The organism is Nonomuraea sp. NPDC050404, assembly GCF_040655495.1.
GTDB lineage: Bacteria > Actinomycetota > Actinomycetes > Streptosporangiales > Streptosporangiaceae > Nonomuraea.
Genome location: NZ_JBFAKB010000040.1, coordinates 41,672 through 67,387, shown reverse-complemented (window position 1 = coordinate 67,387; position 25,716 = coordinate 41,672). Strand labels below are relative to the sequence as shown.

At 71.1% G+C, this 25,716-nt stretch carries 17 protein-coding genes and 1 riboswitch; of the genes, 11 read left to right on the top strand and 6 right to left on the bottom strand.

All coding sequences use genetic code 11. The features are described 5' to 3' along the window. The first annotated feature begins 108 nt into the window (after positions 1-108). The 3 genes from AB0I81_RS57290 (at position 109) to AB0I81_RS57280 (ending at position 6,538) form a co-directional block, all read left to right on the top strand. Complete coding sequence (locus tag AB0I81_RS57290) at positions 109-3,843, top strand: S8 family serine peptidase (RefSeq protein WP_360677635.1); 3,735 nt, start codon at positions 109-111, stop codon at positions 3,841-3,843. 248 nt (positions 3,844-4,091) lie between these two features. Continuing rightward, complete coding sequence (locus AB0I81_RS57285; protein ID WP_360677633.1) at positions 4,092-4,418, top strand: hypothetical protein; 327 nt, start codon at positions 4,092-4,094, stop codon at positions 4,416-4,418. Between the two features lie 2 nt (positions 4,419-4,420). Then, entirely contained in the window at positions 4,421-6,538 is a 2,118-nt protein-coding gene (locus AB0I81_RS57280; RefSeq protein WP_360677631.1) for a carbon starvation CstA family protein, read from the top strand. A gap of 1 nt (position 6,539) precedes the next feature. Here the strand turns inward: AB0I81_RS57280 and AB0I81_RS57275 are convergent, their stop codons facing one another. Next, positions 6,540-7,199: a TenA family protein gene (locus tag AB0I81_RS57275; protein ID WP_360677629.1), complete on the bottom strand. Its 660-nt coding sequence runs from the start codon at positions 7,197-7,199 to the stop codon at positions 6,540-6,542. Between the two features lie 5 nt (positions 7,200-7,204). Then, positions 7,205-8,011, bottom strand: coding sequence for a bifunctional hydroxymethylpyrimidine kinase/phosphomethylpyrimidine kinase (thiD, locus tag AB0I81_RS57270; RefSeq protein ID WP_360677627.1), 807 nt, complete (start codon positions 8,009-8,011; stop codon positions 7,205-7,207). Further along, positions 8,005-8,100, bottom strand: a riboswitch (TPP riboswitch). (Overlaps the previous gene by 7 nt.) A gap of 58 nt (positions 8,101-8,158) precedes the next feature. On the opposite strand from thiD, the gene AB0I81_RS57265 reads away from it, so the two are divergent. Both AB0I81_RS57265 and AB0I81_RS57260 read left to right on the top strand, forming a co-directional pair. Further along, complete coding sequence (locus AB0I81_RS57265) at positions 8,159-9,106, top strand: ATP-dependent DNA ligase (RefSeq protein WP_360677625.1); 948 nt, start codon at positions 8,159-8,161, stop codon at positions 9,104-9,106. 133 nt (positions 9,107-9,239) lie between these two features. Continuing rightward, on the top strand, positions 9,240-10,739 hold the full coding sequence (locus AB0I81_RS57260) for a M28 family metallopeptidase (RefSeq protein WP_360677623.1): 1,500 nt from the start codon (positions 9,240-9,242) through the stop codon (positions 10,737-10,739). Positions 10,740-10,783: 44 nt separating this feature from the next. Here the strand turns inward: AB0I81_RS57260 and AB0I81_RS57255 are convergent, their stop codons facing one another. The 3 genes from AB0I81_RS57255 to AB0I81_RS57245 all read right to left on the bottom strand — a co-directional run bounded on the left by AB0I81_RS57255 (position 10,784) and on the right by AB0I81_RS57245 (position 14,656). Further along, on the bottom strand, positions 10,784-12,106 hold the full coding sequence (locus AB0I81_RS57255; RefSeq protein ID WP_360677621.1) for a M28 family metallopeptidase: 1,323 nt from the start codon (positions 12,104-12,106) through the stop codon (positions 10,784-10,786). Positions 12,107-12,365: 259 nt separating this feature from the next. Continuing rightward, a complete protein-coding gene (locus tag AB0I81_RS57250) occupies positions 12,366-13,865 on the bottom strand; it encodes a M28 family peptidase (RefSeq protein ID WP_360677619.1) in 1,500 nt (499 codons plus the stop codon). 182 nt (positions 13,866-14,047) lie between these two features. Further along, complete coding sequence (locus AB0I81_RS57245; RefSeq protein ID WP_360677617.1) at positions 14,048-14,656, bottom strand: hypothetical protein; 609 nt, start codon at positions 14,654-14,656, stop codon at positions 14,048-14,050. A gap of 232 nt (positions 14,657-14,888) precedes the next feature. Between AB0I81_RS57245 and AB0I81_RS57240 the strand changes: the two genes are divergently transcribed. The 6 genes from AB0I81_RS57240 to AB0I81_RS57215 are packed head-to-tail and all read left to right on the top strand — an operon-like array spanning position 14,889 to position 21,448. Continuing rightward, complete coding sequence (locus AB0I81_RS57240; RefSeq protein WP_360677615.1) at positions 14,889-16,184, top strand: hypothetical protein; 1,296 nt, start codon at positions 14,889-14,891, stop codon at positions 16,182-16,184. After that, positions 16,177-16,470: a hypothetical protein gene (locus AB0I81_RS57235; protein WP_360677613.1), complete on the top strand. Its 294-nt coding sequence runs from the start codon at positions 16,177-16,179 to the stop codon at positions 16,468-16,470. Before AB0I81_RS57240 ends, AB0I81_RS57235 begins: the two co-directional genes overlap by 8 nt. Further along, positions 16,470-16,628: a hypothetical protein gene (locus tag AB0I81_RS57230; protein ID WP_360677611.1), complete on the top strand. Its 159-nt coding sequence runs from the start codon at positions 16,470-16,472 to the stop codon at positions 16,626-16,628. The genes AB0I81_RS57235 and AB0I81_RS57230 overlap by 1 nt, the downstream gene beginning before the upstream one ends. Continuing rightward, the gene (locus AB0I81_RS57225; protein WP_360677609.1) at positions 16,621-17,217 is read left to right on the top strand and encodes a hypothetical protein; all 597 of its coding nucleotides are present in this window, start codon (positions 16,621-16,623) and stop codon (positions 17,215-17,217) included. The genes AB0I81_RS57230 and AB0I81_RS57225 overlap by 8 nt, the downstream gene beginning before the upstream one ends. 6 nt (positions 17,218-17,223) lie before the next feature. Next, a complete protein-coding gene (locus tag AB0I81_RS57220) occupies positions 17,224-17,526 on the top strand; it encodes a WXG100 family type VII secretion target (RefSeq protein WP_360677607.1) in 303 nt (100 codons plus the stop codon). Between the two features lie 4 nt (positions 17,527-17,530). After that, the gene (locus AB0I81_RS57215; RefSeq protein WP_360677605.1) at positions 17,531-21,448 is read left to right on the top strand and encodes a DUF6531 domain-containing protein; all 3,918 of its coding nucleotides are present in this window, start codon (positions 17,531-17,533) and stop codon (positions 21,446-21,448) included. Here AB0I81_RS57215 and AB0I81_RS57210 read toward each other — a convergent pair. Continuing rightward, positions 21,351-25,547, bottom strand: coding sequence for an FtsK/SpoIIIE domain-containing protein (locus tag AB0I81_RS57210; protein WP_360677603.1), 4,197 nt, complete (start codon positions 25,545-25,547; stop codon positions 21,351-21,353). The genes AB0I81_RS57215 and AB0I81_RS57210 overlap by 98 nt on opposite strands. Positions 25,548-25,716 lie beyond the last annotated feature (169 nt).

Genomic DNA, 25,716 nt, shown 5'->3' with positions numbered 1-25,716 from the left:
GCTTATAGCCGCCATAAATCCGTATGCGGTACGGATGCCGGCCCGGCCCGTCCGTAATTAGCCTCGGCGATCATCCGCGTGACCCGCGGGACGCATGAAGGGGCGACGATGCAGCTGTCCACATCCCCCAGACGACTGGTGACGACCGCCGCGCTGACCGGGCTGACGATGGCCGGGCTCGCCTGGCCGAACGTACCGCCCGCGCAGGCGGCGGAGGAGCAGAAGACCTATATCGTGCGGCTGGCCGACGAGCCCGTGGCGACGTACGAGGGCGACCGGGCCGGTCTGTCGAAGACCAAGCCCGCCGAGGGCGAGAAGATCGAGACCCGCTCGGCCGAGGTGGGCGAGTACGTCGATCACCTGAAGGGCCGGCACGACGCCGCGCTGAAGAAGGCCGGCGGCAGCAAGGTCTACGAGTACCTCTACGCCTACGGCGGTTTCGCCGCCCGCCTGACCGCCGGCGAGGCGGCGAAGATGCGCGCGTTACCCGAGGTCGTCTCCGTGACCGAGGACAGGAAGGTATCGGTGGCGACGTCCTCCACGCCGGCCTTCCTCGGTCTCGACGAGCGCGGCGGCCTGTGGGACAAGCTCGGCGGCCCGACCGGCGGCTGGAGGGGCAAGGGCGCGGGCGACGGCCTGGTCATCGGCGTGATCGACAGTGGCATCTGGGCGGACAGCAAGAGCTTCGCCAGCCCCGACGGAAGCGGCAGGAAGTACGGCCCCCTGCGCGGCTTCAACGGCGCCTGCACGCAGAGCAGCCCGGACGCCTCCTGGACCGCGGCCCTGTGCAACGGCAAGATCATCTCGGCCAAGCACTTCAACGCGGGCTGGGGCGGCGACGCGGGCGTCAAGGAGCAACTCCCCTGGGAGTTCCAGTCGCCGCGCGACTACAACGGGCACGGCACGCACACGGCCTCCACGGCGGCGGGCAACCACGACGTGGCCGTGACGGGCCCGGCGGCGGCGTTCGGCAAGGTCAGCGGTATCGCGCCGCGCGCCAGGGTGGCCGCGTACAAGGCGTTGTGGTCCACCCAGGACGCCGCCACGGCCAACGGCTACTACTCCGACCTCGTCGCCGCGATCGACCAGGCGGTGGCAGACGGCGTGGACGTCATCAACTACTCGGTCTCCGGCACGAGCACGGACTTCTTGGACCCGGCCGAGGTGGCGTTCCTGGCCGCGGCGGAGGCGGGCGTGTTCGTGGCCGCCTCCGCCGGCAACAGCGGGCCCGCCGCCAGTACGGTGGCGCACCCGTCCCCGTGGGTGACCACGGTCGCGGCCGGCACGCACGACCGCGGCACGCGGGGGTCGGCGACGCTGGGCAACGGGACGGCCCTCAGCGGGGTCTCGGTGGCCGCCGCCAAGGCGGGTCCGGCGCCGCTCATCGACGCGGCGGCGGCCGGGGTGTCCGGCGCCGATCCGGCGAAGGCGGCGCAGTGCTGGGCCGCCAGGGACAACGGCGGCACGGCGGTGCTCGACCCGGCCAAGGTCAAGGGCAAGATCGTGCTCTGCGACCGGGGGGTGACGGCGCGGGTCAACAAGAGCGTCGCGGTCGCCGAGGCCGGCGGTCTGGGCGTGATCCTGGCCAACACCGACGAGAACTCGCTCAACGCCGACCTGCACACCATCCCGACCGTGCATCTGGCGGTCAAGGACCGGCAGGCCGTCAAGGACTACGCGGCCTCCGACGGCGCCACGGCGACGGTCGAGCAGGCGAAGATCACCAGCGACGCGCCGGCACCGTACCTGGCCGCGTTCTCCTCGCGCGGGCCGCTCGCCGCGGGCGGCGGCGACCTGCTCAAGCCCGACCTGATCGCCCCCGGGCAGGACATCCTGGCCGCGTACGCGCCGCCGGGCGCGGGCGGGCTCGACTTCAACTTCTCCAGCGGCACCTCCATGTCCGCCCCGCACGTCGCCGGGCTGGCCGCGCTGCTGAAGGACCTCAACCCGCGCTGGTCGCCGATGGCCATCAAGTCGGCGCTCATGACCAGCGGCTCCGACGTCAAGGACGGCCCGGCCGCCGACCCTTCGGTGATCTTCGGCCAGGGCGCGGGGCACGTCACCCCGAACAGCGCCGCCGATCCCGGCCTGGTCTACGACAGCGGGATCAAGGACTGGCTGGCGTTCCTGTGCGGCAGCACCAAGGGCGTCGAGCAGAAGGTCTGCGACGCGCTGGCCAAGAAGGGCCACTCCTTCGACGTCAGCGACCTGAACGTGCCCTCGATCGCGATCGGCAGGCTGCCCGGCACGCAGACGGTGACCAGGAAGGTGACCAACGTCGGTCGTTCGATCGCCACGTACACCGCCTCGGTCACCGGCCTGGACGGGATCAAGGCCAAGGTCTCGCCGAGCCGGCTGACGCTGCTGCCCGGGCAGACGAGGTCGTTCAAGGTCACCTTCACCAGGACCACCGCCGCGATGAACGCCTACGTGGGCGGGCACCTCACCTGGAAGGACCGCAGGCACTCCGTGCGCGTCCCCGTCATCCTGCGCCCGGCGGCCGAGAAGTGGACGGCCACGTACGGCGTCGCGGGCGGCGAGGACTCGGCCGAGTTCGTCGTCACCGACCCCAAGGGGCAGCGGGTCTACGTGACGGGCGCCAGCTACGGCAACAAGCCCGGCGTGCTGGCCCCGAGCATCGCCACCGTCGCCTACGACGCGGCCAGCGGCGCCGAGTTGTGGAGCAAGACCTACACCGGCCCGGCCGCCCGGTTCGACGAGCCGCACGCCATGCGGGTGAGCCCCGACGGCGGCAAGGTGTTCGTGGTCGGCCTGAGCGCGGGCACGGAGACCGGCAACGACGCCGTCACGCTCGCCTACGACCCCGCCACGGGCGAGCAACTCTGGGAGGCCCGGTACGCGGCGCCCGGAGCCGGCTCCGACTTCGCCAACGCGATCACGGTCTCGCCCGACGGGAAGAGCGTCTACGTCACGGGCATGACCACGGACGGCGGCTCCGACTACTTCACGGCCGCCTACGACACCGCCGACGGCAGCCAGAAGTGGGCGGCCCGCCACGACGGGCCGGGCAAGGGCACCGACGATGCCCGGGTGATCGAGTTGTCCCCGGACGGCTCCAAGATCATCATCAGCGGCCAGAGCAAGGGCGGGCCCGGCGCGGGCCTGTCCGACTGGGGCACGGTCGCCTACGACGCCGCCACCGGACAGCAGCTCTGGACGACACTCCACAACGGCCCCGCGAACGGCATCGATGTCCCCTCGGGCAGCGCCATCGACGACAAGGCCGTCTACCTCACCGGCACCAGCGCCACCCGCGACACGCAGAGCGACGTGATGACGATCGCCTACGACCTCGCGACAGGAAAGGAGTTGTGGGCCGACCGCTACGACGGCCCCGGGCACAAGAGCGACACCCCGCACGACATGACGCTCGCCCAGGGCAGGTTGTTCGTCACCGGCAACACCACAGGCGAGGGCACCGGCTCCGACTTCACCACGATCGCCTACGACCCGGCCACGGGGCAGCGCTCCTGGGCGCAGCGCCACGACGGCCAGGCCAAGAACGAGGACTACGCCTGGGCCGTCAAGACGACCCCCGACGGCACCAAGGTGGTCATCGTCGGCCAGAGCGCCGACAACCAGGCCCTGGGCACGGACTACGTGACCATCGCCTACGACGCCGCGACCGGCGAGCAGGTCTGGACGGGCCGCTACGACGGCGCGGTCGGCGCCGGCGACAACGCCCACGGCCTGGCCGTGGACGCCACGGACGCCGGGGTCCGCATCTTCGTGACGGGCGCCAGCGCGACCGGCGGCACCCCGCCGAACGCCCTGGAGATCGACTTCGCCACGGTGGCGTACTTCGAGCCGTGGAAGCAGTGACCCTCTGACAGCGACGCCCCCTGGAACTCCAGGGGGCGTTCGTGTTTTCCGGGCCCACTTGGGCTCGCGTAACGGCGGGTCACCACTGAAGGGTTCAGAGGGCGTTTCCTGGAGGGCCGTCAGCCGGAGTGCGGTGGGTGGGGAGCCACGGGTGACCGTAATGCAGCAAGCGCTTGTGTTTCGGCCTTGATCACGCCGGGTAAGGCAGATATAAATTTTCTGAGCTGCCTGTTCGTCAGGAGCCACAGATGCCCATCACGCTCACGCCCGCCGCCCGTGAAGCCCTGTCGCCCGATGAAGTGATCTTCTTCGACTGGCACGTCACCGGCCTGTGCTGCGCCGACGCGGGCGAGTTCTCGGTCAGGGCCCTGCGGCGCTCCCGGCTGCCTCGAAGGGCGCGCCAACTCGGGCCGGCCGTGTACGCGCATCCGACCGCCTGGGTGCATCTCGCCGAGCTTCCCGTCACGATCGACTGCCGCCCGCTCTGGCGCTGGCGGCGCTTCGTCTCCGATCTGCCGCCGGACGCCGGCCTGCGCTGCTGCCTGGGGCGCCCCATATATCACCAGGGAGGTTAGCGGTGAAGCTGCGTTCCATCATCATCTGGACGGCGGTGGCCGTCGTCGGCGCCGTGGGGTGGGCGGTGCTCGCCCTGTCCCGTGGCGAGAACGTCAACGCGGTGTGGCTCCTGTGCGCCGCGGTCGGTTCGTACGCCATCGCCTACCGCTTCTATGCCCGCTTCATCGTGCGCAAGGTGCTGCGCGCCGACGACCGCAGGGCCACGCCGGCCGAGCGGCTCGACAACGGCATCGACTACCAGCCGACCGACCGGCGCATCCTGTTCGGCCACCACTTCGCCGCCATCGCCGGGGCGGGGCCGCTGGTCGGCCCGGTGCTGGCCGCCCAGATGGGCTATCTGCCCGGCACCATCTGGATCGTCGCGGGGGTGATCTTCGCCGGCGCCGTGCAGGACATGGTGATCCTGTTCTTCTCCATGCGGCGCAACGGCAGGAGCCTCGGGCAGATGGCCCGCGAGGAGATCGGCCCGTTCGGCGGGGTGGCGGCGCTCGTCGCGGTCTTCGCCATCATGATCATCCTGCTCGCCGTGCTGGCGCTGGTCGTGGTCAATGCCCTGGCGCAGTCCCCGTGGGGTGTCTTCTCCATCGCGATGACCATCCCGATCGCCCTGTTCATGGGCTTCTACCTGCGGGTGATCCGGCCCGGCAAGGTCGTCGAGACCACGGTCATCGGGGTCGCGCTGCTGATGTTGTCGATCGTGGCCGGCGGCTGGGTGCAGGAGTCGAGCTGGGCGCCGTTCTTCACGCTCAGCCCGTCCGCGCTGTCGCTCTGGCTGATCGCGTACGGGTTCGTCGCCGCCGTGCTGCCGGTGTGGATGTTGCTCGCGCCGCGCGACTACCTGTCCACGTTCATGAAGATCGGCACCATCGTGCTGATCGCCATCGGCATCGCGGTCACCGCCCCGCCCCTGCAGACCACGGCCTTCACCGACTTCGCCTTCAACGGCGAGGGCCCGGTCTTCGCCGGGTCGTTGTTCCCGTTCGTGTTCATCATCATCGCCTGCGGGGCGCTGTCGGGCTTCCACTCGCTCATCTCCTCCGGCACGACGCCCAAGATGATCCAGAAGGAGTCCCAGGTACGGATGATCGGCTACGGCTCCATGCTCATGGAGTCGTTCGTGGCCGTCATGGCGATCACGGCGGCCTGCGTGCTGACCCCCGGCCTCTACTTCGCGATGAACTCCCCGGCCGGCGTCGTCGGGGCCACCGTGCAGACCGCCGCGGAGGCGGTCACCAACATGGGCTTCGTCATCACGCCCGAGCAACTGCAGGCCGCGGCGGCGGCCGTACAGGAGGAGACGCTGATCGCCAGGACGGGCGGCGCGCCCACGCTGGCCGTCGGCATCTCGCAGATCTTCTCCGGATTCCTCGGGGGTGCGGGGCTGCAGGCGTTCTGGTACCACTTCGCGATCATGTTCGAGGCGCTGTTCATCCTCACGACCGTGGACGCCGGAACCCGGGTCGGCCGGTTCATGCTCCAGGACACGCTCGGCAACCTGTGGAAGCCGATCTCCCGGGTGAGCTGGTGGCCGGGGCTGGTCATCACCAGCGGCGTGGTCGTCGCGGCCTGGGGATACTTCCTCTACCAGGGCGTCAACGACCCGCTCGGCGGCATCAACCAGCTCTTCCCGCTGTTCGGCATCGCCAACCAGCTCCTGGCGGCCGTGGCGCTCACCGTCGCCACGACCCTGCTGATCAAGAGCGGCCGGCTCAAGTGGGCCTGGGTGACCGGGGTGCCGCTGGCCTGGGACGCGGCGGTCACGCTGACCGCCAGCTACCAGAAGGTGTTCTCGCCCGACCCCACGCTCGGCTTCTTCGCCCAGCGCGACCGCTACCAGACGGCGCTGGACCAGGGACAACTGCTCGCGCCGGCCAAGACGACCGGCGCGATGCAGCAGATCGTGGTCAACTCCACCGTGGACGGCATCCTGGCGGCGCTGTTCGCGATCCTGATCATCGTGGTCATCCTCGACGCTGCCCGCGTGTGGATCAAGGCGATCAGGTCGCCGGAGCCGCTGCCCAGCACCGAGGCGCCGTTCGAGGAGTCCAAGATCTACGCGCCGGCCGGCCTCATCGCCACCCGCGAGGAGAAGGAGATGATGGCCTCCAAAGCCCCCTGACTCAGGGCGCGAGCCACTGCGCCGTGGGCCAGGTCTCGCGCCGCCACGCGCTGTCCCAGAACATCCACTCGTACGCCGCCGCCCTGCCGTACGCCCGGTCCATCGCCTCGCGGGTGTCCGGATCGGCGGTGGCGGCGAGCCGGTCGGCGATCGCCCTGGCCTGCTCGGCGGAGGCCGCGAAGGCCGGGTCGGAGTAGGTGGAGATCCACCTGCCGTAGGGGTGGTCGGACGTGTCCCCGGCCCGCTTGAGCAGCGCCGTACCGACGTCCTGGTAGATCCAGAAGCACGGCAGCACAGCCGCCGCGATCACCGGATAGGGCGCGGTGAGCGCCGTGGCCTGCAGGAACGACGAGTACGCCAGGCACGTCGGTGACGTGGCGAGGTCCGGGTCCTCGATGTAGGCGGCGTGCAGCAGGCGCTCGGCGGCCAGCGCGGTGTGCGCGCTCTGCGCCCAGAACGCGGCGTCGGCCGGGTCGGTGGCGCGGGCCGAGGCCGTGGCCAGCGCCTTGCTGTACGCCTCCAGGTAGCGGGCGTCCTGCACCATGTAGAACCCGAACCGGTCGCGGTCGAGGGTGCCGTCGCCCAGGGCGCGGATGAACGGGTGCTCGTGGATGGCGGTCATCAGGTCGGCTGTGCGCAGCCACATGTCTTCGCAGAACATCGTGCTCATTTCCAGATCGCGTGGAAGTGGTGGACGGGCCCGTGACCATGCCCGACGTCCAGGTCGTCGGCGGCGAGCAGCGCCCCCGTGAGGTACTGCTTGGCCGCCCGCACCGCGCCCGGCCAGTCGTCGTGACGCGGGCGCAGCGCCGCGATCGCCGAGGACAACGTGCAGCCGGTGCCGTGGGTGTTGCGGGTATCCACGCGCGGCGCGGCCAGCTCGACCGTGCCCTCGGGCGTCGCCAGCACGTCCACGCACGTGTCGCCGTCCAGATGACCACCCTTGAGCAGCACCTGCCGCGCCCCCAGCGCACGCAGCCGCCCGGCCTGCGCGCGCATCTCCGCCAGGCTCCCGGCCGGCGCCTCCCCGAGCAGGTCCGCCGCCTCGGGCAGGTTCGGGGTGATCAGGTCGGCGCGGGGCAACAACGTCTCACGCAACGCGGTCACGGCATCGGCGGGCAGCAGCCGGTCACCGCTCTTGGCCACCATGACGGGATCGAGCACCACGTACGCGGGCCCGTACACGTCCAGCGCCCCGGCCACCGCCTTGATCAGCTCGGCGTTGCCCAGCATGCCGATCTTCACGGCGTCCGCCGGCACGTCGGTCAGCAACGTGTCGAGCTGCTGGGCGACGAACTCGGCGGGCACCTCGTGGATGCCGGTCACGCCCGTGGTGGTCTGCGCCACCAGCGCGGTGACCACCGTCATGCCGTACGCGCCGAGCGCGGAGAAGGTCTTCAGGTCGGCCTGGATGCCGGCGCCGCCGCTGGGATCGGTGCCCGCGATGGACAGAACTCTGGGAACAGCGCTCAAGGCTGCGACGTCCCTTCGCTAGTGCGAACTAGATCAGGTTCGACGGGTGTGATCTCAGCCCGGCCGTCCGGGCACCCCGCGTCAGCGGCCCACTGTAACAGCCGCCGGTAGTTGACCACACGTTCGAGTGTCGGCATTGTGGGGCGGGTGGCCGCTGATGAGACGCGTGACGGTGTCGCCCTGAGCAATCTCGACCAGCCGCTGTTCGACGGTGCCGAGGCCACCAAGCGTGACCTGGTCGACTACCTCGACGCCGTGCACGATCGCATCATCCCCGCGCTGCGCGAGCGCCCGCTGTCGGTCATCCGGGTGCGGCCCGGGCAGCAGCCGTTCATGCAGAAGAACCTGCCCAAGTACGCCCCCGACTGGGTGAAGTCGGTGTCCCTGTGGGCGGAGGCGTCGCGCAGGCAGGTGACGTACGCGCTCTGCGAGGACAGGAAGACGCTGCTGTGGTTCGCCAACCAGCGGGCCGTCGAATACCACCCGGCGCTGTACGCCGGCGACAAGCCCACCCACCTCATCCTCGACCTTGACCCGCCCGAGCACGACGACTCCTTCTTGCTGGCGGTGCGCGGCGCGTTCCTGGTCAGGCAGGCGCTGGAGGAGGCCGGGCTGGCGGGCGCGGTGAAGACGAGCGGGGCCAAGGGCGTGCACGTGTTCGTGCCCGTCACCGGGGACACGGGCATGGAGGACCTGGCGGCGGCCACCCGCGCGGTGGCCGCGCGCGCCGAGCGCATCGATCCGGCGCTGGCCACCACGGCGTTCATCCGCGAGGACCGCGAGGGCAAGGTGTTCCTCGACTCCACCCGCGCCGGCGGCGCGACCGTGGTGGCCGCCTACAGTCCCCGCATCCGACCTGGGGTTCCCGTCTCCTTCCCGGTGGCCTGGGCGGACCTGGACCGGGTGGCGCCGAGGGACTTCACGTTGCGTACGGCGCCGGGGTTGCTGGGCGGGGCCGATCCCTGGGGTGAGCACATGCCCGCGCCGCAGCGGCTGCCCGCCGATCTGGTCGAGGAGGGGCACACGATTCCGGTCGCCCGCGTACAGGCGATGCATGAGGGGAAGAGGCGCGCCCGCGCTCGCCGCGAGAAGTGATCTATCCCCGGATGATGTCCGGAATTTGCCACAATAGTGGGTCTTCCCGCTGATTCCTTGGCGGGTTACTTTCGGGCAATCGGCGACTCGGGGGGTTGCACGCCGCGATTCCCATCGTCCTGGGGGGACCCGTATGCGAAGAATCGTCATCGCGCTGATCACAGCACTCGCCTTAGCAGTGGCCATGGCCGCGCCGGCCAACGCGGGCGGTCTCGACGACGTGTTCGCCAAGTTGCTCGTCAAGCAGGTCAAGGGAGCCAACGCCAAGAAGCACCTCGATGCCTTACAGGCCATAGCCACCGCCAACGGCGGCAACCGCGCGGCCGGCAGCCCCGGCTACGACGCCTCCGTCGACTACGTGGCCGGCAAACTGCGCAAGGCCGGATTCAAGGTCACGCTGAACCCGATCAACTTCGTCGAGAGCTGGTCGGAGAACTCTCCGCCGGTCCTCCAAATCACCGCACCCACCCCGAAGACGTACGTGCCGGGCACGGACTTCGTCACCTTCGAGCCCTCACCGGCCGGCGACGTGACCGCGCAGGTCCAGGGCGTGGACCTGACGCTGCCGCCCGCTCCGGTACCCAGCTCCACCAGCGGCTGTGAGGCGTCGGACTTCGCCGGCTTCGTGCCCGGCCGGATCGCGCTCATCCAGCGTGGCACCTGCCCCTTCGTACAGAAGGTGGACAATGCGGCCGCCGCCGGAGCCTCCGGGCTGATCGTCTTCAACGAGGGCCAGCCGGGACGCACCGACCCCTTCCCGCTGAACATCGGCGAGTGGCGGGCCGGCATCCCCATGGTGTTCGCCAGCTTCGCGGCGGGCAACGAACTGGCCACCGGCAGCCCCACCGTGCGCATCAAGGTGGACGCCAACCTGGTGCTCGGGACCAACAACAACGTGATCGCGGAGAGCCGCTTCGGCGACCCGCGCAACGTCGTCATGGTCGGCGCGCACCTCGACAGCGTCACCGCCGGGCCCGGCATCAACGACAACGGCTCGGGCACCGGGGCCATCCTGGAGGTGGCCGAGGAGATGGGCGGGTACTTCCCGGTCAAGAACAAGGTGCGCTTCGCCTTCTGGGCCGCCGAGGAGATCGGCCTGCTCGGCTCGGACCAGTACGTGGACGCCCTGTCGGAGGCGCAGCGGGACCGCATCAGGGTCTACCTGAACTTCGACATGGTCGCCTCGCCGAACTACGCCTACAAGTTGTATGACGGCGACGACTCCGACGGCGTCGGCTCGCCGGCGGGCCCGCCCGGATCGGCGCAGATCGAGGAGCAGTTCGAGGCGTTCTACGGCACCAGGTCCCTGCCGACCGTCGGCACGGACTTCGACGGCCGCTCGGACTACGGGCCGTTCATCGCCGTGGGCATCCCGTCCGGCGGCATCTTCACCGGCGCCGAGGGCATCAAGACGCCCGAGGAGGCGGCGCTGTTCGGCGGCACGGCGGGGGTGGCGTACGACGTCTGCTACCACCTGGCGTGCGACACGATCGCCAACGTCAACGACACGGCGCTCGACGTGGACGCGGACGCGATCGCGGACTCGGTCGCCCGCTACGCCTTCAACCTGCGCTCCATCCCACCCAGGTCACCCGCCCAGTCGGCGACGACCCTGTCGGAGGGCACCGGCTGACGGTTCTTGCGGCCGGGTGGACGTTCCACCCGGCCGCTCACCTGTCAGCTTGCCGGGGTCGGGTAGCTGGCCGGGCTGCGGTGGCCCTTGGTGTCCACTGCCCGCACCCCGAACTGGAAGTTGTCCTTGGACAAGCCCTCCACCGTGTACGAGGTCACGTTTCCGACGAAGCGGGAGTGCGTCCAGCTCGGTTCGGTTGTGTCCCGCCAGACCACTTCGTACCCGGAAATGTCGGGTTCGGGGTTGGCGTCCCAGCGCAGGTCGGTGTCGTTCGTGAGGCGGCTCGTCACGATGGCCGCCCGCCCGGGTGAGCGCGGCGCGCGGGCCAGGACGGCCAGGGCGGCCAGGTTCACCTGGGTCACTCGCGCCACGTAGTCGTTGTCGACGAACCGCAGCAGGTCCCCGTACTGCACCCCGTCCTCCACCCGCACGTCCTGGTGCTGGTGCCGGTAGTCCTCGTGCACCTCGGTGAAGCGCACGGCGGCGTAGCCCTGCTGCAGGAACGGGATCTGGTCGCCGCCCCGCAGGTAGCGGTCCCTGCGGTAGTACATGCGCGCGTCGAACCACGGCACGTACTGCTCGGCCGTCTCGTGGACGAAGCGGGCGAGTTGCCGCGAGACCCCGTCGTTCTCGCCGCCGACCGACTGGCGCACGGCGGCCTGGGCGGGGGTCTCCGAGGTGGGTACGCCTTCCGAGAACACCCGTACGGCCTTGGCGTCCCGGCCGTTCTCGCCGACCGAACTGCCCACGATGTCGTTGGTGAACATGCCCTGGATGTCGGCGTTGCTCTGCTTGGCCTGCTGGGCGTAGTACGCGGCCCCGTACAGGCCCTGCTCCTCGCCCGCGACCGCCATGAACACCACGGTCGCGTCGAACGTGCGGGTCGCCATGACGCGGGCGGCCTCGATGGCGGCGGCGACACCCGAGGCGTCGTCGTTCGCGCCGGGAGCGTCGCAGGTGGCGTTCATGACGTCGGTGCAGCGGGAGTCGTAGTGGCCGCTGACCACGTACGTACGGGCCGCCGAGGCGTCCTGCGAGCCGCGCAGCGTCGCGACCACGTTCGTGATCGTCGTGGGGGCGGGGATGCGCGGTGAGACGGGCTGGACGAACGACTGCTTCTCCACCGTCATGCGCCCGCCCGAGGTGGCGGCGATCCTTACGTACTCGTCGTAGATCCAGTCCCTGGCGGCGCCGATACCGCGTACCGGGTCGTCCTGGCTGGACAGCGTGTGCCGGGTGCCGAAGGAGGCCAGCTTGGCGATGATCCGGCCGAGGTTGCGCGCGTCCACCTGCCGGACCATCTTCTCGATCGCCGGATCGCGCGGCACGACCGCCTCGGCGGCCGGGGTCAGCACGCCGGCGAGCACGACGCCGGCCAATAACGGCAGAAATGATTTACGGATTCTTTTCCGGGCAAGGGGAGAGAGTGCCATGAGATGGCTCCAAGAGGGTGCTGGGAATTGCTCTCGGGCCGGTCCTTCTCCGTGGACCGGCCCGGGGGGACTGCGCATCTATCGGGTGATCGCCGGTTGCCTGCGACGAGCTGTCGGGTGACCTATCGGGTGATCGCCGGTTGCCGGCGAGCTGTCGGGTGACCTATTGGGGTGATTGCCGGTTGCCGGCGAGCTATCGGGTGATCGACACGTTGTCGACGCCCGCCTCGACCAGCGAGGCTCCGGATGCGTCGGCCGCGTCGATGAGGATGCGGACCGTCTGGCCCGCGAACGCGTTCAGGCTCGCCGTGGCGGTGGCCCAGGCGCCGTTGCGGTTGGTGGCCGCGCCCGCCTGGTTGAGCACCGTGGCCGTCGTGCCGCCGACGACACGCACCCGCAGGTAGTCGGCGCTGGAGGCGTTCGAGCCGTGCGCCAGATACCACGACAACGACAGGTTCAGCGCGCCCGTCGAAGGCAGCGTGATCGGCGGTGACTGGATCGAGGTGACGCCGCCGTCGATGTCGTACGCGCCCGCCGAGGAGCCCGCCAGAGCCCCGGTCACGAGGTCGTTCGTGCCGCTGACAGTGGTTCCGAGCTGCTTGGCGCCGCTGGACGTGGTGGCCGCGGGATCGCCCCGCTCCCACTGCCCCAGGGTGGCCGTGTCGGTGCCGGCCGGGTTGACCGTCCATCCGTTCGCGGTCTCGAACGTGTCCTGCCACACCACGACCGGCGGCACGGCGGTGGCGATGGTCCACACCGCGTACGCGATGGCGTCGGTGTTCCTGTCCAGCGCGGTGTCGTTGATGTTGGCGGTCGTGTCGCAGGCGCGGTGGTAGCAGACGTCGAACGCCTGCCCCGAGGTCCCGCCCCACAACCCGGCCTGAGTGGCGTTCTTGATGCCCTCCGCGCCGGTGAACGTGCCGCCCGCCGGGATGCCCACGGAGATGAACGGCCCGTAGTCCGAGCGCCCGTCGAAGTCGGTGCCGCGCGTCGGCACGCCGATCGAGGTGAAGTAGTCCTGGAGGGTACGCTCAAGCGCCGCCGACCCGGCCGGTCCCGGCCCCGAGCCGGTTCCGTCGGAGTTGTCGCCGTCGTACACGAAATATCCGGCGTTGGGGGAGCCGACCATGTCGAAGTTCAGGTACCCCTTGATCCGCGCCCGTTCGGCGGCCGGCAGGTTGCTGACATAGAACTGCGACCCGCGCAGCCCCAGCTCCTCCGCGCCCCACCAGGCGAAGCGCAGATGCTTGGCCGACTGCAGCGACTGCCTGGACACCTCCAGCGCGGTCTCCAGGATGGCCGCGCTGCCCGAGCCGTTGTCGTTGATGCCGGGCCCGGCCGTCACGCTGTCGAGGTGCGCCCCGACCATGAGCACGTCGTTCGGGTCACCGCCCGGCCAGTCGGCGATGACGTTGTAGCCGGTGGCGCCACCGTAGGTGAACGACTGCAGGGTGGTGGTGAACCCGGCGGCGTCGAGCCGGGATCTGACGTAGTTGGCCGAGGCCAGGTAACCGGGCCGCCCGTGCGCCCGGGTACCGCCGTTGGCGTTGGCGATGGACTGGAACTGGGTCAGGTGGGCCTTGACATTGGCCAGCGGGATGTCGGGGGCCGCGAGGGCGGCCTGGGAGTGGGCCGGTAAGCCGAGCAAGGGCAGGAAGAGTGTTGCGATCGCCGCGACGATGGTCGATCTCATGCCGATTTTCCAGGTCGAACGCCTGAATAAGAGCATGGCGGCGCCTCCATCCGAGGTCGAGGGTGGAAGATCCCGAGATGGTGCTCCCTGGAACTTAACCCCACAAACCGCCTTCGCCTAGAGGCCCCTCACGGGCTTGCCGTCCGTACGCCGTGTCATGGGCTTGCGGTGCGTTCGCCGTGTCATGGGCTTGCGGTGCGTTCGTCGCGCAGTGCCGCCAGAAGCGTCTCCGGCCGGTCGGCGAAGAACCGGATCGAGGTGATCTCCACCCGCTGCCCGAGCGGCCGCACGGCGGTGATCGGCTCGCTCAGCTCGACCGTCACGTTCGTCTGCGAGGACACCGCCAGGGCCAGCCGCTCGCCCTTGACCGAGACCATGCTGGTCTCGTTGTAGTTGCGGCTGGTGCGCACGGAGGTGATGAGCTCGCGGGGCACCCGCAGGTCGAAGTAGTGGCCGTACCGGATGCGCAGTTCATCGGCGGTGACGACGTGCGGCCTGGTGACGGAGCCGGCCGCCATCGTGGCCACGAAGAGCAGGCCGTACAGGTCCGCGACGAGCACCGCGTACCGCACCCAGCCGGTCACCCCGAACGAGACCAGCAGCAGATCCGCCACCACGGTCTCGACGGCGAACGCGAATGCGAACAACGTCAACGTGAACGTCTGCTCCTTCGAGTACGTCGCGACCGTCGAGCCCGGCGGCACCCCGTGCTTGCGCCGAAGCAGCCACATCCCGATGGCCGCCAGCCCCTGCCCCTCGAACTCCAGAACCCGCCGAACCGCGCCGACCATTGAACCCCCTTCGTTACCGTCTGCCCCCAATTAGAAACGTTGACGCCGCGTTAAGGTCAAGCTCGATGCCTTATGCGCGCAGTTCGGCGTCGGAAAGATTTTCGCGTATTCGGTTGAACCCGTTTCCGTCCCCAAGGCGTACAACCTGACGGAAAACGGTACGCGCCGACTTGGCCTGATGGGTGTACGTCGAGCGTGCCGCGCTGCGCTGACCGGTGCCATGGGGATGGCGATGGAATTTCAGGGATGGAGCGACGGCCTGGCCCTGCGGCCGCGCGATTACCTGGGAAAGGGCGAATCGCTCGCCGCTGTCGTCAGGGCGGGCGGGCCCTTCGCGGGAGAGTCGCTCTATCTGTTCGCCCTCGGTACCGCGGCCACGATGGCCAGGATGCACCTGGGTGGGATCGCGGGGCTGCGGCTCAGTCCGGCCGGCGTCCTGATCGGGCCGCGCGGCCAGGCGTTCTTCGCGCCGGGGCCGCGCGACAGCGAGTTTCCCGCCAGCGATGTCATGGACTGGGCGGATGTGGTGGTGTTCGCGGCGACCGGGACGGAGCCTGGGGAGCGCCGCGATGGGGTGGCCGAGCCTGATCTTGACCGGTTGTTGCCCGCGCTGCGGGCCGTGATCGAGGAGTGCCGGCGCTCCGATCCGGCCTCCCGGCCGTCGGCCGTCGATCTGGTACGTGTTCTGCTCGGCCACTCCGGTGCCGCCCGTGGCGCCACGGTGCACGAACTGTTGTGCGAGGCCGAGTGGCGGACCAGGCCCGAGGAGCCGCCGCCCGCGTACGAGGAGCGCGTCGTGGTCGTGCCGTTCTGGCGCAAGCCCGCCTACCTCGGCGGCATCGCCATCGGCGTGCTGATCGTGGCGACGGTGGCGGGTGCGGTGACCATGGTCTCCGGCCGGGCCGCCGGGCCGCCGCCGGACGCCGGTGCGGTGTATGGCGCGATCGGACGTCACACGGTCACGTTCCACCACGTGAGCGAGGTGGGGGTGGGGAAGGTCGTCGCCGATGGCAGGCTCAGTTTCGACGCGAACGCGGCCACGGCGTACGACATGAAGATCACTTGCGGGAACGCTCCAGATCCCGCGGGGGTGAGTCTTGTCGGGAACGCGGGGGTCGCGGACGGCGTGCGGTTCGACGCCGCGCAACCTCCGCCGCGACCGCCGACGGGGTCGTGTGCCCGCGACGGCACGCCGTTCGTGCGTGACTACAGCTCGCCGCACGCGATCAAAGCCCTCATCGACGCCGCCGGGCCGGACGTGACCAGCACGCCCGCCGCCGGGAACGGCCGCACGATCACGGGGACCGCCATGGCACATCGGATCAGGGGCGAGGAGGGTCTGGCCAGGTACTCGGGCGCGGGCATCGACGGGCCGGTGCGGTTCACGCTGCTGGTCGACGCCCGTGGCCTGCCGGCACGGCTGGAGCTGCGTACGGAGAGACGCGGGAACGCCGTCGGGATCAGCGCGACCACCTACCGGGACTGGCGCGCCTTCGAGGCCATCAAGGGGGAGACACCGAATGGCTGAGGAATTCACCGCCGACCGCCGGGAGGCCGCGAGCGTGTCGCGCGACCTCAAGGCGATCCGCTCGGCACTGGACGGCGGACAGGCCGGCGCGCAGGACGCGAAGACCGGCTCGGAGAAGGTCGATGACGCCGTACGGAGGTTCTTCGAGGAGTCCTCCGACAACCGGGAACGCATGAACCAGCTTCTGGAGCGTGCGGCCGGCATGCTCGACGCCCTGGTCGAGGGCACGGGCACACTCGACGGCTCGCTGGCCGAGTCGTTGTCGACCAGCACAGGGGGCTCGTGATGAAGGCACTCGGACTCGGCGTGCTGACCGGCGTGCTCGCCGCGACGATCGCGGCTTCGGTGGTGTTCTCGCTGACGGACAAGATCTCGCCCGCGAGTACCACGCGGACCGTGCAACAACCCGTGGACCTGGTGAATGAGGAGCTCGGTGATGGCTGATCTGCCGTTCGGGTTCACCGTGAGGGTGCCCGAATCCTGGTACGAGTTCGACGTCTGGCGGGCCGGCCGTACCGGCGACCTGGCCCGGCTGGTGGACGCCCGCGTGGCGGCCGCGCCGGAGCTGGGCCCGCACCGGGCGGTGCTGCTCAAGGTGCTGCGCGAGGTCGCCGAGCTGGCGGGGCGGCACGGGGCGGTGTTCGGCGCGGCGATGACCGACCACGTCGAGGACGTGGGCACGGTGCTGGCCACGCTCATGGTGCTGCACACGAAGGGCCGGCCAGAGCCGGAGGGCAACACGGTCGAGGCGATCGCGTCGGGCGTCGTCGCCGTACCGCCCAGGCCGGGCACCCCGGGGCGGCGCGACGTCGAGATCGTGGAGCTGGACGCGGGCCGCGCCGTACGCGTGAGCGGCGTCGAGACCGGCGAGCTCGACTCGGTCGTCATGCAGACCCTCATCCCCGTGCCCGGCGGGCACGGCGTGCTGGACCTGGTGCTCACCAGCCCGCACCTGAGCCTGGCCGAGCCGATGCTCGACCTGTTCGACGCGATCAGCGCCACCTTGGCCTGGTCCGACCCCCAAGGAGAGTGAACCGTCATGGCAGGTGGGACGCATCACCTGAGTTTCCCGCAGGTGGAGAACAGCGCGACTCGGCTGAACAAGGAGAAGGAGGACATCGAGAGCCGTCTGATCCAGCTCAAGTCGATGATCGACCAGCTCGTGGCCAGCGACTTCGTCACCGAGCGCGCCTCGGGCAAGTTCCAGCAGGACTACGACCAGTGGAACAACGGCGCCCGGCAGGTCATGCAGGGCCTGGAGGGCATGAGCCAGTTCCTCAAGACCGCCATCGCCAAGCACCGCGAGCTGGACGCCTCGCTCAGCGGCGGCGCGGGAGCGTGAGGACGTGCCGGGCGGATGGGACGTACTCGGGCTGGCCGGCGACCCGGTGCCCGGGGATCCGGGGCAGGTCCGGGGGCTCGCCGGCCGGCTGCTCGAACAGGCGCGCCTGGCCGAGGACAACACGGCCAGGCTGAGCGCCGTGTCGGGCGGCGGCTCCGCGCTGGTGACCGGCGGTGCGCCGCTGACGCGTGTGGATCACGCGACCCGCTGCACCGAGGCGCTGGGCGGGCTGCCCGGTGAGCTGGCCAAGCTGGGGCGGGCGTATCGGGGCGCGAGCAAGGCGCTGCTGACGTACGCCGGGAGCCTGGAACAGGCCAAGGCCCAGGCCGGTACGGCGTTGCGGGTGGCCGAGGTAGACCGGTCGCGGGCCCGGTTGATCGCCGATGAGGCGGCCCGGTTGCGCGGGGACGCCGAGACGCGGGCGACGCGGGAGATCGAGCAGGCGCTGGAAGGCAGCGGCGTCACGGACCGGGTGTGGTTGCGGCTGGCGTGGGAGACGATCTCCGCGCCGTTCCGCTTCTGGGACGACTTCGTGTCCTTCGCGGGCGGGGTGGCGATGGTGTCCGGCATGACGATGTTGCTGATCGGGGCAGGCGGTCCGACCAGGCCCAGCGGGGCGCTTCCGGCCGGGATGGGGGTGGTCGCGGGCGCGGTGGTGCTGGCCGACGCGATGGCCAGGTATCGGCGGCGCAAGGGCTCGCTCGGCATGGTGGCCCTGGCCGCGCTGAACGTCCTGACCATGCACGACACCGGAACCACCCCAAGCCCCCCGGCAGCCAGGAGCGGCGCGGCCCGGGCGGGGGCGGCGGAGGTCAGGGGCGGGGCGGTCCGGGTGGGGGCGGCGGCGGTCAGAGGTGGGGTGGGGCGTGCGGGGGCGGCGGCCGTCGCGTCCTGGCAGCGCGGGCGCCGGTTCTTCAGCCAGGACCCCGTGCACTTCCCGACCGGCGTCGTACTCCTGCCACAGACCGACCTGGACCTGCCGGGCGTGCTCCCGCTCCGCCTGACCCGCACCCACCTGTCCAGCTACCGCACCGGCCGCTGGTTCGGCCGTTCCTGGGCCTCCACGCTGGACCAGCGCCTGGAGGCGGACGCCGAAGGACTGTGCCTGGCCACCGAGACCGGCGCCCTGCTCGCCTTCCCCTACCCCGAGCCCGACCGCCCGGCCCACCCGGACGGCGGCCTTCGCCTGGCCCTGTACGAGACGGACACCGGCTACACGGTCACCGACCCGCTCACCGGCCTGTCCACCCACTTCGCCGAGACCGGCAGCACGGAACCCGGCGTGCTGCCGATCGCCGCGATCACCGACCGCAACGGCAACCGCATCGACGTCCGCTACCTCGACGGCCTGCCCACCGAGATCGTCCACTCCGGCGGCTACCACCTGGACGTCGAGACCTCCGGAGGCCGCGTCGTCGAGCTGCGGCTGCGCGGCGCGGGCCAGCGCCTGCTGTCCTACTCCTACGACGAGACGGGCGACCTGACCGGGGTGACCAACTCCTCCGGCCTGCCGATGCGCTTCGCCTACGACGACCACGGCCGGCTGACGCGCTGGCAGGACCGCATCGGCACCTGGTACGCCTACACCTACGACCTGGCCGGCCGCTGCGTGTACGGCACGGGCGAGGCGGGCGTGTTCAACACCGAGATCTCCTACGGCGACGGCGTCACCAGGGCCTACGACTCGCTCGGCCACCTCACCACGTACCACCACAACGACCTGCTCCAGGTCACGGCCGAGACGGACCCACTCGGCCACACCACCCGCTACCGCTGGGACGAGTGCGACCGCCTGCTCGCGCGCACCGACCCGCTGGGCCGTACCACCCGCTACACCTACGACGACGCCGGCGCGCCGCTGACGATCACACGCCCCGACGGCGCGACCCGCCGCCAGATCCTCGACAACCTGCACCTGCCGGTCGCGATCACCGACTACGACGGCACCATAAAGACACTGGGCCGCGACGAACGCGGCAACCTCACGGCGGACGGTGAGGAGACCCGCACCTACGACGAACGTGGCCGCCCGACCACGGTCACCAACGCCCTGGGCCACACCACGACCATCGACTGCGACCCCGCCGGCCTGCCGATCGCGATCACCGACCCGTCCGGTGCCGTCACGCGTTACGAACGCGACCCCTTCGGCCGCGTCACCGCCGTCACCGACCCGCTCGGCCACACCACCCGCCAGACCTGGACGGTCGAGGGCCTGCCCGCCACCCGCACCGCCCCCGGCGGCGCGACGGAGCGCCACCGCTACGACGCCCAGGACAACCTGATCGAACACGTGGACGCCATGGGCGAGTCCACCCGCTGGGAGATCGGCCCCTTCGGCGTGGCCACCGCCCGCACCACCCCCGACGGCGCCCGCCTGGAGTTCGCCCACGACACCGAGCTGCGCCTCGAAGCGGTCACCGACCCGCAGGGCCTGACCTGGCACTACGACTACGACCCGGCCGGCAACCTCATACGGGAGACGGACTTCAACCGCCGCGTGCTGACCTATGTGCGCAACCCGGCGGGCAACCTCACCGAGCGCGTCAACGGCGCCGGCCAGTCCACCAGCTACGTGTACGACGTCCTGGACCGGCTCATCGGCAGGCGCGCGGGCGACCGCCTGACCACGTTCGACTACGACGTGCTCGGCCGCCTGGTCCGCGCCGCGAACCCGGACGCCGACCTGCGCCTGACCCGCGACGCGGACGGCCGGGTGACCGGCGAGACCTGCAACGGCCGCACCCTGACCTCCGCCTACGACGCCCTGGGCCGCAGGGTGTTGCGACGTACCCCGTCGGGGGCCGAGAGCATCTGGGCCTACGACTCCCGCGACCTGCCCCTGACCGTCGAGACGGCCGGCCAGACCTTCCGCTTCACCCACGACGCGGCCGGGCGCGAGATCTCCAGGGACTTCGGCGCGGGCGTCCGGCTGACCCACGAGTGGGACGACGACTCGCATCCCCGCGCGCAGACCGTGGCGGCGGGCCGCCGGGTGGTGCAGCGCCGCACGTACGGCCACCGCAGGGACGGGCGGCTGACCGAGATCGACGACCTGCTCGCCGGCCGCCGCCGCTTCGACCTCGACCCGGTGGGCCGCGTCACCGCCGTGCACGGGACGGGCTGGTCGGAGAGCTGCACCTACAACGTCTCGGGCCAGATCACCGATGACGCCCAGGGGCCGCGCGCGTACACCGGGACCATGGTCCGCCAGGCGGGCCGCACCCGCTACGAGTACGACCGCCAGGGCCGCACGGTGCTGCGCCAGCGCACGGGCCTGTCCTCCACGCCCCTGACCTGGCACTATACGTGGGACGCCGACGACCGCCTGACCACCGTCACCACGCCGGACGGCACCCGCTGGCGTTACCTGTACGACCCGCTCGGCCGCCGCATCGCCAAGGAACGCGCCGACGGCTCGCAGCGCACCGACTTCGTCTGGGACGGTGACACCCTCGCGGAACAGTCCGGTGAGTCGCACACCACGGCCTGGGACTGGGAGCCGGGCACGTCCAGGCCGCTGAGCCAGACGGAGCGCCGGCCCGGCGCGCGGGAGCGCTGCTACGCCGTCGCCACGGACCCGGCGGGCGCCCCCGCCGAGCTGGTGGACGCCGAGGGCAACGTGGCCTGGCGCGCCCACGCGGAGGCGGCGGAGGCGGCCGACTGCCCGCTACGGCTGTCCGGACAGTACGAGGACGCCGAGTCCGGGCTGTACTACGACCATCCGCGCCACTACGACCCGGACGCCGGGCGCTACGCCACCGCGGACCCGATCGGCCTCAGAGGAGGGTGGGACCCGCACGCGTACGTGGTGAACCCGCACCTCAAAGCATGGCGAACTGCACCAGATCCAGCCGCCGGGCCGTCCCCAGATAAGCCCGCCCCACCGGCCCGGCAAAGAACTGGTCGGGCTCCAGGCTGACGCCGTGCTCCCGGGCGTTCACCCGCGAGGTGGGCGTCAGCAGGAACCGGCTCCCGGACCGCAGCACCTCAGTGACCTCGCCCGACAACGACCGCCGATGCCCTTCGAGCAGCGGCGTGGCGTCACCGGCCAGCACCAGCGCCCGCCGTCCCAGCTCGGCGGGCGCGAGGAGGTCCTGCAGCAGGGTGGGCAGAGTGTCGAAGCCCTGCTCCCTGGCCGTGATCGTGATCTGGTCGAAGTCGTCCACCACCACCGCGTACCGCTCGCCCTCGAAGGCGGCGACCGCCTCGCGCAGGTCGGCATCGGCGAACGACGTCCCCACCAGCGTGCGCGCCCCGGGCAACGACCGCACCAGCGGCGAACGCGGCGGCCCGACGGCCAGCACGTGCACCCCGGCCCGCAGCAGCACGGTCGCCATCACCAGCGCCGCGTTGCTGCGCCCGGAACCGGCGGGCCCGGACACCAGCACCAGGTGCGGGCCGAGGTCGAACAGGTCCAGCTCCACGGGCGCGACGCCGGGCCCGCCGACCCCGATGGCCGCGCCGTCCAGCCGGCTCAGCGGGACACTCACCGGCAGCGGCGGGAAGGCGCGCGCCTGACGGGCCGGTTCGCGGCTGTGCCGGGCGGGCGCGGGCGGCGCGGGAAGTTGGTCGGGCGGCAGGCAGATCTGCACGTGCAGCCCGCTGGCCGCCTCGATCGCCCGCCCCGCCAGCAAGGGCGGCGACACCATGCCGGACGACAGGTACGACCGCCGCGTCTCCTCCCTGGGGAACGCCAGGAACAGCCGCCGCGAGAACAGGTCGGGCGTCTTGCCCCGCAACATGTCGTGCCCGCCCACCGCCACGGTGTGCACGCCCACGGGCGGCCCGCCGGCCACGATCCCGCGCAGCGTGACCAGCAGCGGCGTCTCGAAGAAGTCCGGGCTGCCGCGATCCTCGAAGTACTCCCACCCGTCGATCACGAACACGATCACCGGCGCGGCCGGCTCGCCCGGCGACAGGCGCGCCAACCGCCGCCGCTCCACCTCGTCCGCCAGCCACGTCACGATCCGCCTGATCCGGTCCGGCTCCCCGGCCCCTGCCACGGCCCCGCAGTGCGGCAACGAGGCGTAGGCGGACAACCCGCCAGGATGGTTCTCCACCACGTACAACCACACCTGCGCGGGCGAGCAGCCCGCCGCCAGGCTGGTGATCAGCGTCCGGCAGAACGTCGTGCGCCCCGACTGCGGCCCGCCGGCCACCATGATCCGCTCGGTCCCGTCCAGCTCCAGCGCGGCGGCGGGCTGCGCCTGGTTGGCCGGATCGTCGATCAGCCCGAACGGGACCCCGCCCGCCCCCTCCACCGCCTCCAGCGGCAGCGCCGCGGGCAGCGGCGGCAGCAGCGGGCGGAACGGCGGCTCGGCGGCCAGGCGCGGCGCGGTCGCGAGCACCGCCGCGATGGCCAGGTCCTGGTCGGTACGGCCGGCCCGCGGCGCGTCCCCGGACTCGGGCCGCGGCAGCCCGAGAGTGCTCCAGGGCGCCAGCCGCGCGGAGGCCGTGGCCAGGCCGGTGGGCGGCGGGTCGCCCAGGTAGCCGGTCTGGAAGAGCTGGGGCGTGCGCTGCTCGCCGCCCACCCGCATGATCATGCCCCGCCCGCGCAGCCGCGACGGGATCGAGGCGGCGTCGGGCACGCCGAGCACTTCCGTGCTGTCGGACGGCTCGTTCTGGCGCAGCGTGATGCGCAGGGAGATGTTGTTCTTCAGCTCGGGGGAGAGCTTGCCCTGCAACGACTGCGTGGCCAGCACCAGGTGCATGCCGAGCGAGCGCCCCTTCGCCGCCACGTTCACCAGCTCGCGCAGGAAGTCGGGCGAGGTCTCCAGCACGCGGGCGAACTCGTCGAAGACCATGACCAGCCTGGGCAGCCGGCCGCCGGAGTTCCAGTAGACGTCGATCTCGCCGCCGTACCTGGCCAGGATCGCCTCCCGGCGCCGCACCTCCGCCCGTACCGAGGCCAGCACGCGTCGCGCCGCGCTCTCGTCGAACACGTCGGCCGCCGTGTCGCCGGTCGAGCGGATCAGCCCCACGACGTGCGGGCAGTGCTCGAACGGCAGGAACGCGCTGCCGCCCTTGAAGTCGACCAGCACCAGGTTCAGCTCGTCCGGCCGGTTGGCCAGCAGCAACGAGGTGACCAGGGTCTGCAGCAGGATGCTCTTGCCCGCCCCCGTCGCCCCGCCGAGCATCGTGTGCGGGCCGTCCGCCGCGAGGTCCACGGTGACGGGGCCGCCGCCGTCGGCGCCGACGCACACCTTCGTGGTCGGCCCGGGATCGGCGCCCCACCGGGCCAGCACGGCCTCCGGCGTGGGCTCAGGCAGGCCGAGGGCGTCCAGCAGGCGTACGGCGTCGGGGATGACGCTGTCCGCCCTGGCCAGCGTGAGCCGGTCGCGCATCGGCGCCACCGCGCGGGCGATGCGCTCGGCGGCCCGCTCGCCGAGGCTCTCCGGCTGCACCGCCACCGGCAGTCCCTGGCGGCCCCGGGTGAGCCGCATGCCGGCGCCGTCCAGCTCGCAGACGCCGCGGCACTCGTTGAGGCTGCGCTGGTCGGCGCAGATGACGTACACGCCGACCGAGGGGCCCTCCCTGAGCACCTCCTTCATGCCGGGGATGTCGCGCAGCGCCCGCGCGCCGTCGAGGACGACGACCACGTCCTCGCCGAAGGCGACGTGGCGCTCCCTGACCTTGAGCCGCTCGGTCACCAGCTCCTTGAGCTCCTCGATCCGTTCCGTCCTGGTCTCCCGCGTGTTGCCGACCAGGCACGGCACGGGCGCGCCGGCCACGTTCAGGTGCGGCAGCCAGCGCGTCCAGGCCAGGTGCTCGCCCCCGGACGCGGTGATCAGCACCAGCCGCAGCTCGTCGGGCGCGCGCAGCGTGCCGAGCTGCACCAGCAGCCAGCGCAGCAGCGCGTTGACGGGCTCGTGCGGGCCGATCACGCCCAGCACGCCGATCTCGCGCAGGTCCACCGTGACCGGCACCCCGCGCAGCGGCGGCGGGACGAACTCCGGCCACGGTTCGCCGTCGAACGTGATCGTGGCCGGCTCGTCGGCCACCCCCACGCGCAGGGTCAGCCCGTCGGGCGAGTCGGCGTTGCGCGGCCACAACCCGGGGCCCTCGTGGGTGGCGGCGAAGGTGAGGTCCACCTCGTCCGGCGCGACGACGTGCCGCAGCCACTGCTCGTGTACGACGTGCTGCCGGATACGTTCCATCGTGTCTCGTTTGCGCTGGTCGAACTCCAGCTCTTTCTTCTTCCGCTGCCGACCTTCCACCCATTGCGTGCCGAAGAACGTAATCGGCGTGAGTATTCCGAAAAGCAGAAAATACGGACTTTTCAACAAGATCGCCATTGCGATGGAAATGGGCAGCGGCAACAGCGACGAAAGCAGCGCCACGGCGATATTGCGCTGCGGCACCTCGTTCCTGGGCATGGTGATGCGCGTGCCGGTGACGGCGGGGGCGTGGGAGAAGGCCCGGTCGAAGTCGATGTGCCCGTCGGCGTTGCGTACGGTCCTGAGCCTGGCGGGCGGCAGCGGCGCCCATCGCAGCCGGTCGTCGCCCACCTGCAGCACGCCGTCCGGCCGCAGCGCCGTCGGCAGCCGCACGCCCACCTCGTTCACCAGTGTGCCGTTGCGCGAGCCGAGATCGGTGACCGTGGCCTCGCCGGTCCACGACACGTTCAGGAGGGCGTGCTGCCTGGAGGCCCGCTGGTCGCGTACCAGGCTGATGTCGGTCCGCTCGCGGCCGATCACGTGGCCGCCGGGGCTGAGCCAGACCACCCGGCCCGCGTCGGGGCCCGCGAACACCCGGATCGCGCCCGCCGCCGCCAGGGGCCGCCAGGGGTGTACGCGCTCGGGCTCGCCCACGCTGATCGTCGCGCCCGGCACCAGCGGGCCGTCCGCCACGCGCGTCTCGGGGTCGAGCTTGTCGGTGCCGACGTAGCACGGCCGGCCTTTGACGGGGAAGGGCAGCGCCCGCAGCAACGAGCCGATGAGGGTCTCCGGCTCCGCGGTCACCTCGACGTCCACCGCGGTGGCGGCCACCGGATCGCGGATCGTCAATCGAATGATCATAATCCCCTCTCCAGGGGACTGAAGCATGTTTTGCCGAATAAATCTAGCTTCATGGCATAACAGGCAAATGTCCTGCCGTGGCGGCTGCCGCTGGCTAGAGTGATAATTATCAATATCGGCGTACCGAGCGTGATATTTCATGCTATCCGCAGCGCGAGGAGCCCGCATC

Coding starts and splice junctions, on each gene's coding strand:
- AB0I81_RS57210 (WP_360677603.1), bottom strand. CDS start 25,547: ATGATCATTCGATTGACGATCCGCGATCCGGTGGCCGCCACCGCGGTG.
- AB0I81_RS57225 (WP_360677609.1), top strand. CDS start 16,621: ATGGCTGATCTGCCGTTCGGGTTCACCGTGAGGGTGCCCGAATCCTGG.
- AB0I81_RS57235 (WP_360677613.1), top strand. CDS start 16,177: ATGGCTGAGGAATTCACCGCCGACCGCCGGGAGGCCGCGAGCGTGTCG.
- AB0I81_RS57285 (WP_360677633.1), top strand. CDS start 4,092: ATGCCCATCACGCTCACGCCCGCCGCCCGTGAAGCCCTGTCGCCCGAT.
- AB0I81_RS57230 (WP_360677611.1), top strand. CDS start 16,470: ATGAAGGCACTCGGACTCGGCGTGCTGACCGGCGTGCTCGCCGCGACG.
- AB0I81_RS57260 (WP_360677623.1), top strand. CDS start 9,240: ATGCGAAGAATCGTCATCGCGCTGATCACAGCACTCGCCTTAGCAGTG.
- AB0I81_RS57240 (WP_360677615.1), top strand. CDS start 14,889: ATGGAATTTCAGGGATGGAGCGACGGCCTGGCCCTGCGGCCGCGCGAT.
- AB0I81_RS57250 (WP_360677619.1), bottom strand. CDS start 13,865: ATGAGATCGACCATCGTCGCGGCGATCGCAACACTCTTCCTGCCCTTG.
- AB0I81_RS57290 (WP_360677635.1), top strand. CDS start 109: ATGCAGCTGTCCACATCCCCCAGACGACTGGTGACGACCGCCGCGCTG.
- AB0I81_RS57275 (WP_360677629.1), bottom strand. CDS start 7,199: ATGTTCTGCGAAGACATGTGGCTGCGCACAGCCGACCTGATGACCGCC.
- AB0I81_RS57245 (WP_360677617.1), bottom strand. CDS start 14,656: ATGGTCGGCGCGGTTCGGCGGGTTCTGGAGTTCGAGGGGCAGGGGCTG.
- AB0I81_RS57220 (WP_360677607.1), top strand. CDS start 17,224: ATGGCAGGTGGGACGCATCACCTGAGTTTCCCGCAGGTGGAGAACAGC.